This is a genomic window from Treponema putidum (genome assembly GCF_024401155.1).
GTDB lineage: Bacteria > Spirochaetota > Spirochaetia > Treponematales > Treponemataceae > Treponema_B > Treponema_B putidum.
This window is the reverse complement of the sequence record NZ_CP038804.1, coordinates 2139260-2153521: the sequence shown is the minus strand read 5'-3', so window position 1 is coordinate 2153521 and position 14262 is coordinate 2139260. Positions and strand designations below refer to the sequence as shown.

Sequence of the window (14262 nt, the reverse complement as noted above, 5' to 3'; positions counted from 1 at the left end):
AATCTAAAAGAATTTTTTATGATCTTCTGCTGCCCTTACAAGGCCGTCTACCAGTCCCGGTTCCATACTGGAGTGTCCTCCGAATAAGACAATGTTTAAATTCGATTTAGGTAATTTTTTATGCAGTTTATAAGCTGAAAAAGGCGGACAGTCCATATCATATCTTCCTTGCACTATAGTGCATGGAAGGTCTTTAATCTTATCGCAGCTGTTTAGGATGTAATTATCGTCTTTAAAAAAACACTTGTGTAAAAAGTAATGGCATTCCGCCTTAGCCATAGCAAGGGCTTCCTCATCACTCATGTCATAGACAGCGGGGAATAGCCTCACGAGGGCAGATTCCCAGCGGCTCCACTTATGGGCCGCTTCAAGGGACAAGTTTGAGTCTTCACCGAAAAGACGTTTTGAGTACGCCCTTAATAAAGAGCTTCTTTCTTCTTGCGGAATAAAATTTTGATAGGCTTCAAAATCTTCAGGGAAGAACTTCGATGCGCCTCCTTCTTCATAAATCCAATTTATTTCTGCTTGAGTTCCTAAAAAGATTCCTCTTAGGATTATAGATACAACCTTATCGGGGTGGGCGATGGAATAGATTAGAGCAAGAGTGCTTCCCCAGCTTCCGCCGAAAACCATCCATTTGTTAATACCTAGATGGCAGCGAAGTTTTTCGATATCTTCAATCAGGTTTTCCGATGTATTTTCTTTCATCTCGCAAGGCGGTAAACTTTTTCCCGCTCCTCGCTGGTCAAATAAGACTATTCGGTAAAATTCGGGATCAAAATACTGGCTTGCAACCGGAATACAGCCTCCTCCCGGGCCTCCGTGTAAAAAAACTACAGGTTTTCCCTTAGGGTTACCGTATTGGGCATAATAAATACTGTGTATATCCGAGACCTTTAAAAAGCCTTCATCAAAATGCGGTGTTTTTTCATATAGAATTTTCATAATTTACCTCTAATAAAAATTTTTTTTGGAGGAAACATCAGTTTCCGGATTTAATTTATAGTATATCTTTTTATGAGTAATTTCAAGTATAATTTATCACTTTGCAAAAAATTAACCATCCTTTTAGGCAGTTTGAATGGGTTTAATTCATTGAGTTTGTCTTAAAGTTTTAACACAGCAATAATTTCACTACCATCCATATCACCGTTTTCAATAAAACCGAATGAATGGTATAACTGACGAGCAGCTGTATTTTCAGGTTCATAAGACAGCAAGCAATATTCCGCTTTTCCGCAAGGGAAAGTCTTAATAAAATCTAGAGCCAGTTTAACGGCTTGTTTACCGAATCCTTTGTTCTGATAAGTTTGATCAATCATTAACCGCCACAGATTATAATTTCCTCTTGCAATTTCAGGTGTGTCATTCCACTCGTCATGAATATCAAAGCCAATCATCAAAAACCCGACAGGTGTTTCATTGTCATATATCCCGAACGGAAAGGCATAACCATTTGCCGTGATTGTAACGTATGCTTCAATGATACTTACATCATTAGCTGCAACGAATTCTTTTTGTGACTCTGCCACGCTTAATTTAATAATATCCCAAACATTTTTTCCATTTATTTTTTCTAAATGAAGCATATTGCTGTCTCTCCTCACAAATTGTTATTTATTCCGCTCTACAATTTTACCGATTTAGTCGCAATATATGTTTTAATATTCAGTTTATGAAGCCTTCCGAAACCGTTTGTATCTTCAACCCATCTATCTATAGTTTCTTTATTTATATCCTGATATGTTTTCATTAGTTATGCTCTATTATTTCAGTTTTTATAGTTCAGTATTTTTAAATTTTGTGAGCAATTTCTTCCACTTTCTTTGTCTGTGTGCATAAAATGCTTTCGCCCAAATACATATTATGCCTGTTTTCCAACCCGATTCAATTTCTATGCAATCAGTATACTTTGTACGATTGTCATCAATGGGCTCCAATTGAATTCTATGATTCCATATCGGTACATGGGGATTATTCTCATTAGAGTATATCGTTAATGTTTCTTTATCTAAAGTGCATATATAAATTGAATGAATACCGAACGGAATTACGCCAAAGAGTTTAAAATTCAATCGAAATGTTTTTCCGCATTCCCATTGTATATTTTTTTCACCATCAATCAATTTAAAGGCTGCAAAAGGAGCTGCCACATATTGTAACGATTCCAAACTTTGCAATTTTTCCCATATCACATTTGCATTAACAGGGAAAATAGAGCTTTTACAAATAAATTTACTCATCTGTCAATATCTCCCAACTCATATATACCGGCTCATAAAAACGAAAGCTTATTTTAGACAATGCAATCATCACTGAAAGATGATACATCATTAGGGATACATAGTCAATGCCCAAAAACAGGTTGTCCTGACAGGTTGTCAATTATATTCCGATTCTAATCTTCAGCTGCAAACTGATTTATACTGTCATCCCGATTATCTCAAAATTCATCTGTTCCTCTTCTTCAATAATTTTCTTATAATCCGAATTTTCCCCAGTCCTGAACCGATTCAATAACAGGTATCCAACTGTCGATTTTAAATTCTTCCTGTTCATAGGGTTCAGCATATCCATCCACGATTAAGATTCCGTTGCATTTGATATGAGCCTTACTATTCCTTATTTCAAGAACTTCTAACTTGTATGAAACCATCGGTTCATGTTCATAAATGTAAAATGAATCTTCTCTGTTATCGCTTTCCTCAATTGTTGTTATAGAGAAAACTTCTCCGGCTAATTCTTGTACCGAGTTTTTATTTGTGTCTATCGGATTTATGCAAATAGAAGCTGCTATTGTTTCACCCTTAAAATTACCTTTAGCAAATCCGATATCCACTGACCATGATGCAAAATCATCCTCTTTAAAATACATCAGACAACTCTGCCTGCCGCTCCAGTCATCTTCAAACGTATAATTTTTTCCGATCTTTAGCATTTGTTATCTCCTTTTTACCAATGTATATATCATTATATTTTATTCTACCATTTATAAATCTTTTTCAAGATTTTAAATAATTGTTCATCCATTATATTTTTCTTTCTAAATCATCCACACCGGCACGATATAGTTGTCCCTGTCAATAGCTGACAACTCCGGTTTCATACATATTACAGCACCTTTAGAGTGAATCATTGATGCTTTATCCAGTAGTCCGAATACCTTAACCAGCTCTGATCCCGGATTTGATGATTTTTTAATTTCTTTCATTTAAATCATCCAAAGACACATACCCCCTGTCTGTTCCTTCCATGAGCTTTTGTAACATGGTAGTTTTCCCAACCTGTCTGGGACCGGTTACAAGCACTACCGGATATTCCTTTGTTACTTCTAAAACAACCTCTTCCAAATTCCTTGAAATATAGTTCATTCGATCTCCTCTCGGCTGATTTGTATTCCGATTATATTTTAGCCGAAATGTATCTATATTGCAATAACTTTTCTATTTGTCTTTGCTTGCTGTACATCAGTTATAACATTGATAGTATTTTTTTCCATGCGCAATCATCATACCATTCATCATAGTCAATCGGTATTTGGACACCAATTCCTTTTCAGCCATGTATCCAGAAAATTCATTTGTTCTTCCGTGTGAAACCGATGTTCGCCTCTATCAAAAACCGTTAAATCCGCGTGTATGTTATGTGCAAACGAGGTCATTGTTTGCAAAGGGGTTATATCGTCTTTTTTGCCGCAAAGAATTGCGGTAGGAATATTCCATGTAATAAGATTTTTTCTGACGTAACAAAGATATTCCCACGATAAGACTTCGCCGAAAGAAGTGCTTATTACTTTTTTTGTTCTCAGTTCGTCTTCGGATATGTTTGCTCTTTTCATCATATGTAAGATTACATTTTCCATATCGACAACGGGCGAAATAAACAGCGCTTTTTTGATCGGCTTTTCAGATAAAGACAGCAGTGAAAAATACGCTCCTATGCTGTTTGCGATCAATAAGATTTCGGTATATTTCGGAATAAGGGAGTCGAAATAATTTTGAAATTCCTCTTTCGCCTGCCACGGCAATTCCGCCTTATAATCGAAACCGATGATTTCATAATCGTCATTAAAAAATTTTTTATAATAACGGGCTTCGTCGGCGGAACCGCCTCTTCCGTGGATATATATAACAGCGTTTTTCATAGCCGCCCCTGCTCATTCCCCTTTGCTCAGCACTCTATGAGCTGTACAATTTTTTTCATAATGCCTTTCTGCAAGTTTTTCCATTGCAGCCTTTTCTTCCGATGTACTGTTTCCCGTGTTAAGCATTCCGCCGGTAAAAACGGCTCCCGCATAGTTCATTCTGCAAAAGTCGAATGTTTTTTTATACGGCTTTAGAATTTCATCTACCGAGATACCCATCTTTCCGCCCGTAGCATAGTCATCATTTGTAGAGCCTGCGGTAATGCCGATAATAATCTTTTTGCCGTCAAGTGCGTGCCCCTTGCTTCCGTACGCCCATCCGTGTTCAAAAACTTCTTCCAGCCAGCGCATTATCAACGATGTCATCGAATACCAAAATAAGGGCGATTGAATAATAATCATGTCCGCCCGTAACAGTTTTTCTTTTTCTGCAGCAATATCAATGGCATAATCCGGATAGAGTACGTTCAAATCATCGAATTCCGCATCCGGATATTTTTCTTGCAAAAGAGCGACAATCTTTTTATTGCCGACAGAATCTTTCGCGTGCGTGTGTCCTGTTACGATTAAAAGCTTTTTCATTTTTTCCTCCGTGAATTCCGATTTACTACCGGATGTTTTATAATATTATTTTATAATATCATATAGCAGGTTTTCTTGTCCAATGCCTCTGTTTTACTGAAACTTATCTGCGGTTCTGTATATATTCTTTTCTGAGCTTATCGGCAATACCGCTCTTTTGAATATGATGAATAAGATTTTTATGCGGAAACGGTATGTTTTTGATCTCTTTATCATATTCCGTAATTTCTCCGGTTCCGTTAAAAAGCGGACGGCCATCTATCTTGCCGAATTTAATAAACTGTATCCAGTCCTTTTGAATTGTACTAACGGCTGCCTTATTTTCATCGGTAACGGGTATATTCATTTTATCTATGCGCAGCATATGGTGTTTCATAAAAACATTTAAAAATAGCGGGTATTTTCTCTGCGGAAAGCATAGTGTTTCAGTCCGGTTAATTATTGTTTCAGGTGAATAGTCTTTTTTATCAAGGATTTTTGCATATTCAAATCTTTTTCCCTGTGCATAGGGCACACTCAATATGGAATACACGGATCTGTCTGCTTCCGTTTTTCCGACTATATCCGCATATACTCTGCCGATCTCTGTCTGTAATATTTCCATTTTACACCTCCGGTATTCTATGAGTTTTCAGTCCTTCCTTATTTTTCTTACAAAGTTATAAATATCGTTAAGACAGTTAAGCCTTTGTTAACAATTATAGCATTTTTAAGATGTTTTTCAACCTGTTATCAATAATCATATTTTGTAATATGACTGCATTATAACCAAAAAAAGGAGGCTGTTGAAAAACTTCAGTTTTCAAACAACCCCGTTATAATCATGGAAATTACTCTTTATCTTTAGTCTTGTGCCGCTACAGTATAAATTGTTCGTCCGTCTTCTTTAGATGCCTTAACTGAAATACCGTCAGCCTTTAAATGATCCGAATCAATGGTCAGAATGCCGTCTTTAATATCATATTTCATCGTTAAAGGTATCCTTAAATACTGCTTTACTTCTTCATATCCGCTGATAATTGCCGTATTTTTAATTTCGATACTTTTACCGTTTATATTAAATTTGCTGCTGTAGCCTGCCATTACGGAAAGATCTTTATATTTAAACATACTTTCTGCATAAAAGCTTTTGGAAACTTGGGAAATATCCAAATGGAGCAACGGGATACCGGTATTATCTTTAGCTGCAATTATATCCTTCAGCTTATCTTTTGCAGCTTTATTTGTACTGTCAACCTCTTTTGTAATTTTATCTACAATCTTCTTGTCCGGTTTATCGGAAATAGGGGTTGTATTTTCAAGCAATACTTCCGGAATACCTTTCCCTGTCGGCAGCTATAAAAATTTGCTCTTTTCTTATATACTTGTCCGCTTCTTTTCTTACATCTTCTTTAGATAAATTCTTTCCGATAAACATGCCAAGATTTTCCTTATAGCGTGCCGTAGCCTCCGCAATATCCGTCGCTCTGATGCTGTCAGCCTCACTCTTAAATTCATCATTGTATTTATCCAGCCGGAATTTTGCCTTGCCCAAATATTCATCTTGCTTGTCAGGATTTTCAAATGCCTGTATCAATCGTGTATAGAGCATCCTTCGAAGAATTCTCGGAGTATCTTCTATGGGATAGATTTGACTTCTGCTCGATTCTGCCGACGCTTGCACATCTTTTTGATAATAAAAATGTACCATTTCATGCGTTGCGGTTTTGTATAATTCATTGACGGAATTTTCTGCTTGCATAACATCGTCATCTACGTTCATAACAATAGACGGTTTACCTTGGAATTGTATCTGATCATAACCTTCCGGATTCGGAGGAGTAATGTTCTCGTATTCCGTCTTTTTTAAGGCTCTGTTTTCATTGATATTCAAAAGCTTTGCCTCTTTTACATCACTTTCTTCATCCAGATAAAAAATCAAAAAGTTGTGCTCGGTATAGTCATATCCGGGCCACACTTTATTCATCGCAGGCCAGTGATTTAGTCTTAATGAGTTTTTTCATCATTTCATCCTTATATAATGCGCTTTGTAATATTCTAATGATATGGGTATCAAAAGCAAACTGATTTTATACATTTTTAATATAAATTGCACGGCGGCAGTAGGTTATAAATGATTCGATAATTACGAGGATAGCTATGACGGTTTCATTCAGGAATTCCGATAATAAGTCGATACAAAAATGTATATTTGTGATATAATAAAGTATATAGGAGATGCTTAGGTCCTATGAGCAATATGCTCAAATGAAAACTAAAGCTTTAGAGATGACTTATCCGGAGTTTGCGGAGTATGTGTAATGTATATTAAAGATTTTATGGTGACATAATCTGGTCGGAATATACCTGAAAATAGCATAAAAGGAGGCTGTATGCCGCAAATGACTAAAGGCGGAAAGTTTGTTTTTGGGAAATCGCTTATAAGGCAAGATGGAACCGTTCAGCTGCCAGCTCAGGCAATAAAAGAATACAACATTACCGCCGATACAAAAATCTATCTTTTTACAGGCAGCAAGAAGACAGGCGGATTTTGTATCACCCGAAAAGGCTTGCTTGAGCCTTCAACACTTGGGCATATTTTAACTGATAACCCAAACCTGCAAAACTACACATCCGGCTGCGGTGAGTTCATCAAATACAAAGGACGCTCCTATTGTTGGATTGATATATCCGAAACCGGAAGTATTCATTTGACAAAAGAGATGATGGATTTTCTTGACATAAAACACGGAATGTACTTACTTTCTATCCGAAGCAGCAACATTGCATTTACCATGGGAGCAAAGGGCCCTTTAATCGAAAAAGCTGATAACTATGATGGTTTCATTCCGGAATTTTAAGTGCGGAAGTTAACGAGGCAATCTTATTTGGTTGCCGAAGTTACACTTTCCTTTTTTCCCGGGACGGCCTCCATACCGAACATCGCCAGTGCAACATTCACTTTATCCATGCGTACGGTTTCTTTTGCTCCAACTATCGGATATATAATTGTTTTGAATTATGCATTTGCTAATAACTGCATTACTTCTTTTTCTTTTACTGAAATCTCTTCCATCTTTTCTGAGGCTTCCAAAATATATTTCTTTTCTTTGGTTTCAGATGTTTTTTTTAAATGATACAATAACTTCCGACCAATTTCTAGCAATTGTTACAAATGATACATAAGCTGTTTTAATATTATCATTGTTTGTTAAGGTGTATGCTTCTTTTAGAAAATCACGATATAAATTTCTAAATAGAGCGCCTCCTGTTCCCGCCTTTTCCATGAGCATGGCAGTCATTCCAAAATCTTCTTCAATAGTTTTTGAACTGTCAAACCATTTGATGATCTCTTCGCTTGCCCGGTAAATTCCCTTATATGTTAAATTCTTTATCGGAGGATTTAAATATATTGCTGCATTATTGTGTATGGCTGTCATTACGGCTTTTTTGATAGGTATCGGTTTATTATCTTTTTCAATTACATAAAACAAGTTTTTTGATGACATAGAGCCTTTTTCATTTCGTGCTAGTTCTAAACTCTTTAGCGAACTGCTCACTTCACATCCTTGCTGAGCAGTATCAACTAAGAATGCATTTTTATCATCATAACCGATTATGGCAACATAATGCCCTGCAAAGTGAATTGGATTTGTAAAGTATTCTAAATGATAACAATCTAATTTTAAGCCGACTGCTTTTCCTTTATCCAATAATTCTTTTACAGATTTCCAAGCTTTACTTTTTGAAGATGTTTCCTTGACATCAAGTCTTAATCCCAGATTTTTTACTATATTTTGTGTTAATAAATCAGGTTTAATTCTTCCTCCTATAAAAGGTATATTCATAGATTTCATTTTCCATATAATAAATCCCAGTCCTTCTCCAAGTCCGAATAGCATAGGTTCGCTCAATTCTACTCCAAGCTGATTTAGAAGAGTTCCTGTTGCGGTTGATTCGCAATGCTGTCCTATAAAAGGTTTAATATTTAATTTCATTTTTTCAGTTCTCCTATTTCTTTATTTAACCATTCAAGTTCCGATAAAATTAACTTTTCACTTAAATGAAATAATCGTGTAGCAGGAAGAGAGGGTGAGTTTTCTTTATTTATCTTTTCTTTAAGATCTGCTAAATCCTGTTCTAATTGTATTTTTCTTTTAATTAATGATTGCAAGGTTTCGGCATTATTTAATATAGAGCTATTTGCCAGTCCTGTCATAAAATGAGTATTTGACGGCATTCGTTCTTCAATGCGTTTTTTTGTTTCCTCTTTTAATACATTTAAGCCCTGTTTTGTTATTGAAAATTCCTTTTTCTCTTTTCCTCTGGTTCTTTTACTGAAAGCCAAGCCTTTCTTCTCAAGTTTATCCAGTACATAATATATTGATGAAAAACCTATATCAGTCCACTTTCTCATACCTCGCATTTCAATAATTTTCTCAATATTGTATCCATGCGCTGAATGCTCTGCAAGAATTCCTAATATTAATTCTTCCGTTAATGATGTTTTCATAATTATATTATAGTTCTAGAATAGTCTTGTGTCAAGTAAAAAATTAAAAAAAATCAATTATTTTTTACAAAAAGTATTGACAGTAAAAAATTACAAACTTTACCATATCCCAATCTACCTTAGAACAGATACTCTTTTATCGACTAATTCTATAAAGGCTTCTTTCATATCTTGAGGCATTAGAGAATTACAGCACATGTCAATGAATACAGGCACCATAGATATTAATTGTCCTATCATTTTCTCTGCTGCAAGTTTTGCTATTCCACAACCGGCTGCAAAGATAAGAAAATCTTTACGATGAATATTTCTTTTCTTTCCATTTATCGGCAGAGCAAATTCTTCCTTGTCTTCAGGCATAATTACATTTACCGGAAGCAAATCATACGCAGGAGAAAGATTATATTCTCCTGAACCCGATTCCGATTCAATCAAGGAAAAATTCTTTAAATGCATATCGGAATTTCCAACAATAAACGAAAATACCAGCCGATAAAATAGTTCGCTCATATCAAGGCCTGAACGGGATGAATACTTTTTAATTATATTTCCGCACCGTTCGCAAGAGCCTTTATATTTATCTTGAGTTAATCTTAAATCAAGCTGACAAAAATCTTCCATAGCAATCAGCTTTACATTGGAATCTTTTGAAAAAATACGATCGATTCTTTTTGTAATATACGCATAAGAGTCTTTGCTTTTTACAAGAGCGTGGGGAACGGTTATAATCTTAGCTTTATCTGCCATAGACATAACAATATGTTCAGCCTCCGGCAATGCACGAAATTCTTTTACTTGAGGTTTTAAAATATATCCCGTCGGGTAATTCACAACAGTCAATCTGGGATAAACTTCCTTTGAAAGATGTAATGAAAGTTTTTTCTGAACACCCGGAATAGTATACCCTTTATTGGTGCTTTCTTTTGCAAGTTTTTCCAGCACTGAGTCTGTTATTTCAATTTCCGGAATAACGGCTGTTGTGAAAAATTTTTTTATACATGTTTTATGCCAGCCGCTACTTTCATTATTGTCTTTTATCGGTTTTCCGCAACACAGACAGTTCATATCTTTTCCTCTCTGATACTGACATTTCCGATAGGGTCTTTACAAGCAACTAAAAGCAATGCAAATCTGTCCTTAGTATCTATCTTCCAATTACGGCTTACAATATCAAGAAGCCAGCCTTCAGGAATCAGTCCGTCAAAAAAAGAAAATAATGTTTTTGATTTATAAGGTTCTTCACGTATCGGAAGTGTCAATGAAACCGGATGCTTACTTGCCTTGATATAGGTTTCATCATAAGAAAAAGAATATCCTTCATCAGTCTCGCTCAGTTTTCCGGCAACGTTATTATATACATAGACATCCGCAGTTCTGAATATGTTTTTCATTTATATTCCTTCCTTTTTTCCCGGGACGGCCTCCATACCGAACATCGCCAGTGCAACATTCACTTTATCCATGCGTACGGTTTCTTTTCCTTGCTCTAATTCACGGACAAAGCGAAGTCCAAGACCGGCTCTCATCGCAAAATCTTCTTGTGTCAAACCGGCAGATTTTCTGCTGGTCTTAATGAATTCCGCTATCCTATTCATATTGCCTCTTTTGAAGTTATTATAAAAATAATATACACCCTTTAGGGTATAATGTCAAGTAATTAGTATATAAATACACCCTAACAGGTATAATTATTTAATCAGAGGTAATTATATACCCGATAGGGTGTATTTTAAAAGAGTTAATATTTCTGCATCCTGTCTACATTATGTACACGGCTTTTTACTTTTTTGTAAGCTGACAGTTCCTCTATTGCAATATCCAAAGAAAGCTGCTTTCTTCTCTTTTCTTTTGTTTCTTTTACGGAGCCGACTAAAACTACTCTGTGTCCCGGTATTTTTAATATGTAAGTTTTATACCAATAAGGCTGCGGTTTGGGAATCTTAATATTTAACGTTCCCTTTTTGATGTGTAATTCTTTATTTTTCCAATATAAAACGGCATGATCTTCATATAGGTCAAGCAGAGCTTCTTCCTCCTTGCGGCTCCAACATTTTGCGGCAATCCATGCCGGCAGCGACATAGCAATAGAAATTAAGCCGAATATCAAATAAACAGCATGCATGGGATGTTCTCTGAAATATACCGGTCCATGTTCCGGTCCTTTTTCAATACCGGAAAACACAAGAAATGCATAAAAAGTTAAAAGTCCAAGAGTTACTCCGAATAACACCATAATATACAATACACCGGGTGAATATTTATTGCATTGAAATGTTATTCTTCTCATAATTTACAACTCCTTTTTCAATTATCTCTAACGCTTTATTCCGTATACATTATCCGCTTTTCAGTGATAAAATTCTCTATATATTCAAGCTGCTCTATTGTCTCTTTCTTAGTATTATTCAAGTAATTTCTGCAAAATACTCTTCTAAATGGTAATATATTTTCATGTCTTCATCATCTACATCACGCAACACTAAAAACTTATTATGTTTTTCTTTATCAGCAAATACGAAGTTATGTTCACCATAATAAAATTGATAGCCTTTATCTTTCAGTGTCCAAAGCTCTCCTGCCTTAAAACTAAAAATATCTTTTTTAACAAGGTAGGTCTTTCCTATTTCCATTTTTAAAACCTCTCTTTCACCTCATCCATCGGCTCCATCATATAAACTCTCAATCAATTTTGTTACTGCTCATACATTTCTTTAAGCGATACTAATATCACTTTTTCATCCTGTAAAGTATCAAACCATTTTGTATAACCTGACAGTGAAAACAAAATATACGTTATTATGTCGAATGTCGGTGATATTACATTTGCCCGTCGTATCAAAGTTTCATATATTCCCTTATCGACCTTTTCATTTTTAAATTTACACTCACCTATGACTGCTTTTTTTTCTATTTCTGATAATGCAACTATGTCAATATCAGCAGATTGAACTATCTTTTCCTCATTACTATTCAAGATAGTTTCAGTTCCCCACCATGTACCAACAGCTGTAATAAAACAATTAAATTTTCCAAGAATTCCTTGTTTCAAGGTATAATATCTGCACATATCCTCAAATACTGTTCCCATAAAAGAATTTAAAATCGGTTTTACTGCTTTTTTATAATACAGTTCACCCTGTCCCATTTCTATTACACTGGTTGCCTTTGGAATAAATTCATACCAAAACTTAAACATATGGTCTTTTAAAACGTACTGTGTTTTTTTCTTATTCTTTTCCTCTGTGATACATTTTTTCTTTTCCACCAATCCTACACTTATTAATTTTTCAATAGAATAGAGAATGGTCGGCTCTTTTTCATTTATTTTGTTAGCTATAACATTGACGGTATTTTTACCTGAGGCAATCTGCTCAATTATGTTATTAACCAATGTTATGTCTGCAAATTCCTGTGTCAGAAGGTTTTTGGGTTCGTCATATAAGTATCCGTCTGTCCGAAAAAATAACCTTACAATATTTTCATCAAGAGTTTTTGCCGGATCAATCATTGACAGATATTTTGCGACACCGCCGGTAATTCCATAGCAGATTGCTTTATCCTCATAAGAATACTCCGGTACAAATTTTGCTGAATCTAAATAGTCAAAAGCCTCTAGTTTTATCTGAGAATCACGCCTTCCAAATAAGGGGCTTTTTTCACTAAGCACCTTATTTTCCATAAAGCTTAAGGCCGAACCGCACAGTATAATTTTTAAGTTCTTTTCCCGCCAAACGGTATCAATATATTTTTGCAATACTGAAAGCAGCGCTTCATCTTTTTCTGCCCAATACGGTAATTCATCTATTACAAGCAAAATTTTTTCATCTGACATATTTTTTTCAATAAAATCAAACACAGCCTCGATTGTACGAAAGCTTATATCTTCAATACCGGCTAAAAATACATCCGTTACCTGCTTTGAGAATAACTCCAGATTTCTCTCTTTGCCCACTTTGGTTGCTGTATAAAAAATCACCTTTTTATCTTTCACAAATTCCGAAATAAGGGTAGATTTACCGATACGTCTGCGCCCGTATATAACAGTCATTCCGACTCCGGGTTTTTGATAAAATTCATTTAGATATGATAATTCTTTTTCTCTTCCAATGAACATATGTATATCCTCATTAATAGTTTGATTCAAATTAATTTTATTCAAATTGATTTGAATAAAATTATATCATATTCCAATTCTATTTATCAAGTCAGATCAAACGTCAGAGAGTAGCGCCCGCTCTTATTTTCTTTACATTGCAGTTCATCAAATGCCTTCCTAAATGTTTGTAAGCAAAGGCTTTTATTCCTGACACTTCCTGATGATGATGTTTCAACAATTCATCCGGAGAATCCCATACTCCAAAATCCTGAGTAATTCCTTCGCTTTGTATGTACGTGTTGTTCCTGTCAAAATCAATTATCGGATGCCGGAAATCTTTTACCGCGACACCATAACCGCAGAAAGAACCGTTGCAGCTTGCAAATTGTTTTTGCAGTTTTGATAAATACTTTTGGTCCAGTATAAAGGCTTCAAGTTCATACCACTTATCTTCAAAATACACTTCAACCCAACTGTGAAATATATTCTGCGGTGCATTTTTATAAACAAATCCGCTCATTACTCCTTTCTGTAATTGTTTGTCTATGGTAAAACCATGAACTCGACAAGGAATTTCGCAGGCACGCAACAAAGCCATGAAGAGAGTTCCTTTTGTATTGCATTGACCGTATCCGTCCTTAAGAACTTTAGATGCGCTGATACCATCATCTGTATTATACCCGAATGCGATATCATCCCTTACAAAGTTATAAATAGCTTTAAGGCAGTCAAATTTATTTTGTTCCTTCCAATGTTTCACTTCTATTAATTTTTGAATGTCCGGATTTGAAAAATCCAGCATTGCAGTTTCTTGCAAGTATTGATTCATATCCATATATTTTGTCGGCATTATCTTTTCTCCTTTGGGGAGCATTTATCATGATTATTATACTATTATGCTCCCCAAAATTCAATATAGAAAGAGCCTCTTATCGTCATTATCTATTT

Annotated in this window: 22 protein-coding genes and 1 pseudogene; 1 reads left to right on the top strand and 22 read right to left on the bottom strand. The window is 35.3% G+C overall.

Going from position 1 to position 14262, the window contains the following annotated elements; all coding sequences use genetic code 11:
- Positions 1-3: 3 nt before the first annotated feature.
- The 12 genes from pip to E4N74_RS10025 form a co-directional block, all read right to left on the bottom strand.
- On the bottom strand, positions 4-945 hold the full coding sequence (gene pip / locus E4N74_RS10080; RefSeq protein WP_255817496.1) for a prolyl aminopeptidase: 942 nt from the start codon (positions 943-945) through the stop codon (positions 4-6).
- Positions 946-1106: 161 nt separating this feature from the next.
- Positions 1107-1589, bottom strand: a complete 483-nt coding sequence (locus tag E4N74_RS10075) for a GNAT family N-acetyltransferase (RefSeq protein WP_044977876.1) — start codon at positions 1587-1589, stop codon at positions 1107-1109.
- Between the two features lie 38 nt (positions 1590-1627).
- The gene (locus E4N74_RS10070; RefSeq protein WP_255817493.1) at positions 1628-1753 is read right to left on the bottom strand and encodes a hypothetical protein; all 126 of its coding nucleotides are present in this window, start codon (positions 1751-1753) and stop codon (positions 1628-1630) included.
- A gap of 25 nt (positions 1754-1778) precedes the next feature.
- Positions 1779-2243, bottom strand: coding sequence for a hypothetical protein (locus E4N74_RS10065; RefSeq protein ID WP_255805166.1), 465 nt, complete (start codon positions 2241-2243; stop codon positions 1779-1781).
- A 236-nt stretch (positions 2244-2479) separates the two neighbouring features.
- Positions 2480-2938: a hypothetical protein gene (locus E4N74_RS10060; protein ID WP_255805164.1), complete on the bottom strand. Its 459-nt coding sequence runs from the start codon at positions 2936-2938 to the stop codon at positions 2480-2482.
- Between the two features lie 105 nt (positions 2939-3043).
- Positions 3044-3211 (bottom strand): hypothetical protein, encoded by a 168-nt coding sequence (locus E4N74_RS10055; RefSeq protein WP_158506565.1) that lies wholly within the window; start codon positions 3209-3211, stop codon positions 3044-3046.
- Complete coding sequence (locus E4N74_RS10050; RefSeq protein WP_245608976.1) at positions 3198-3371, bottom strand: AAA family ATPase; 174 nt, start codon at positions 3369-3371, stop codon at positions 3198-3200. The genes E4N74_RS10055 and E4N74_RS10050 overlap by 14 nt, the downstream gene beginning before the upstream one ends.
- 155 nt (positions 3372-3526) lie before the next feature.
- Positions 3527-4144 (bottom strand): alpha/beta hydrolase, encoded by a 618-nt coding sequence (locus E4N74_RS10045; protein WP_044977870.1) that lies wholly within the window; start codon positions 4142-4144, stop codon positions 3527-3529.
- 12 nt (positions 4145-4156) lie between these two features.
- Entirely contained in the window at positions 4157-4726 is a 570-nt protein-coding gene (locus tag E4N74_RS10040; RefSeq protein WP_255805161.1) for an NAD(P)H-dependent oxidoreductase, read from the bottom strand.
- A gap of 103 nt (positions 4727-4829) precedes the next feature.
- Positions 4830-5330, bottom strand: a complete 501-nt coding sequence (locus tag E4N74_RS10035; RefSeq protein ID WP_255817491.1) for a hypothetical protein — start codon at positions 5328-5330, stop codon at positions 4830-4832.
- 239 nt (positions 5331-5569) lie between these two features.
- Positions 5570-6031 carry a hypothetical protein gene (locus tag E4N74_RS10030; RefSeq protein WP_049992334.1) on the bottom strand — a complete coding sequence of 154 codons (462 nt, stop codon included), beginning with the start codon at positions 6029-6031 and terminating at the stop codon, positions 5570-5572.
- Positions 6024-6692, bottom strand: a complete 669-nt coding sequence (locus E4N74_RS10025; RefSeq protein WP_255805158.1) for a hypothetical protein — start codon at positions 6690-6692, stop codon at positions 6024-6026. The genes E4N74_RS10030 and E4N74_RS10025 overlap by 8 nt, the downstream gene beginning before the upstream one ends.
- A gap of 406 nt (positions 6693-7098) precedes the next feature.
- Between E4N74_RS10025 and E4N74_RS10020 the strand changes: the two genes are divergently transcribed.
- Positions 7099-7566, top strand: a complete 468-nt coding sequence (locus tag E4N74_RS10020) for a hypothetical protein (protein ID WP_255805157.1) — start codon at positions 7099-7101, stop codon at positions 7564-7566.
- A gap of 23 nt (positions 7567-7589) precedes the next feature.
- Here the strand turns inward: E4N74_RS10020 and E4N74_RS12845 are convergent.
- The 10 genes and pseudogenes from E4N74_RS12845 to E4N74_RS09975 form a co-directional block, all read right to left on the bottom strand.
- A pseudogene (locus E4N74_RS12845) lies at positions 7590-7691 on the bottom strand (transcriptional regulator); the annotation flags it as partial.
- A gap of 130 nt (positions 7692-7821) precedes the next feature.
- Positions 7822-8703: a BtrH N-terminal domain-containing protein gene (locus E4N74_RS10015; protein ID WP_255817489.1), complete on the bottom strand. Its 882-nt coding sequence runs from the start codon at positions 8701-8703 to the stop codon at positions 7822-7824.
- Complete coding sequence (locus tag E4N74_RS10010) at positions 8700-9218, bottom strand: PadR family transcriptional regulator (protein WP_002672603.1); 519 nt, start codon at positions 9216-9218, stop codon at positions 8700-8702. Before E4N74_RS10010 ends, E4N74_RS10015 begins: the two co-directional genes overlap by 4 nt.
- A 114-nt stretch (positions 9219-9332) precedes the next feature.
- Entirely contained in the window at positions 9333-10283 is a 951-nt protein-coding gene (locus tag E4N74_RS10005; protein WP_255817487.1) for a HipA domain-containing protein, read from the bottom strand.
- A complete protein-coding gene (locus E4N74_RS10000) occupies positions 10280-10609 on the bottom strand; it encodes a HipA N-terminal domain-containing protein (protein WP_255805154.1) in 330 nt (109 codons plus the stop codon). The genes E4N74_RS10005 and E4N74_RS10000 overlap by 4 nt, the downstream gene beginning before the upstream one ends.
- Complete coding sequence (locus E4N74_RS09995) at positions 10610-10813, bottom strand: type II toxin-antitoxin system Y4mF family antitoxin (RefSeq protein ID WP_044977847.1); 204 nt, start codon at positions 10811-10813, stop codon at positions 10610-10612.
- Positions 10814-10956: 143 nt separating this feature from the next.
- A complete protein-coding gene (locus E4N74_RS09990) occupies positions 10957-11505 on the bottom strand; it encodes a hypothetical protein (RefSeq protein ID WP_255817485.1) in 549 nt (182 codons plus the stop codon).
- A 118-nt stretch (positions 11506-11623) separates the two neighbouring features.
- Positions 11624-11848, bottom strand: coding sequence for a hypothetical protein (locus tag E4N74_RS09985; RefSeq protein ID WP_044977844.1), 225 nt, complete (start codon positions 11846-11848; stop codon positions 11624-11626).
- Between the two features lie 62 nt (positions 11849-11910).
- Positions 11911-13332: an ATP-binding protein gene (locus E4N74_RS09980; RefSeq protein ID WP_255817483.1), complete on the bottom strand. Its 1422-nt coding sequence runs from the start codon at positions 13330-13332 to the stop codon at positions 11911-11913.
- 103 nt (positions 13333-13435) lie between these two features.
- Positions 13436-14164, bottom strand: a complete 729-nt coding sequence (locus E4N74_RS09975; RefSeq protein ID WP_255817481.1) for a transglutaminase-like domain-containing protein — start codon at positions 14162-14164, stop codon at positions 13436-13438.
- Positions 14165-14262 lie beyond the last annotated feature (98 nt).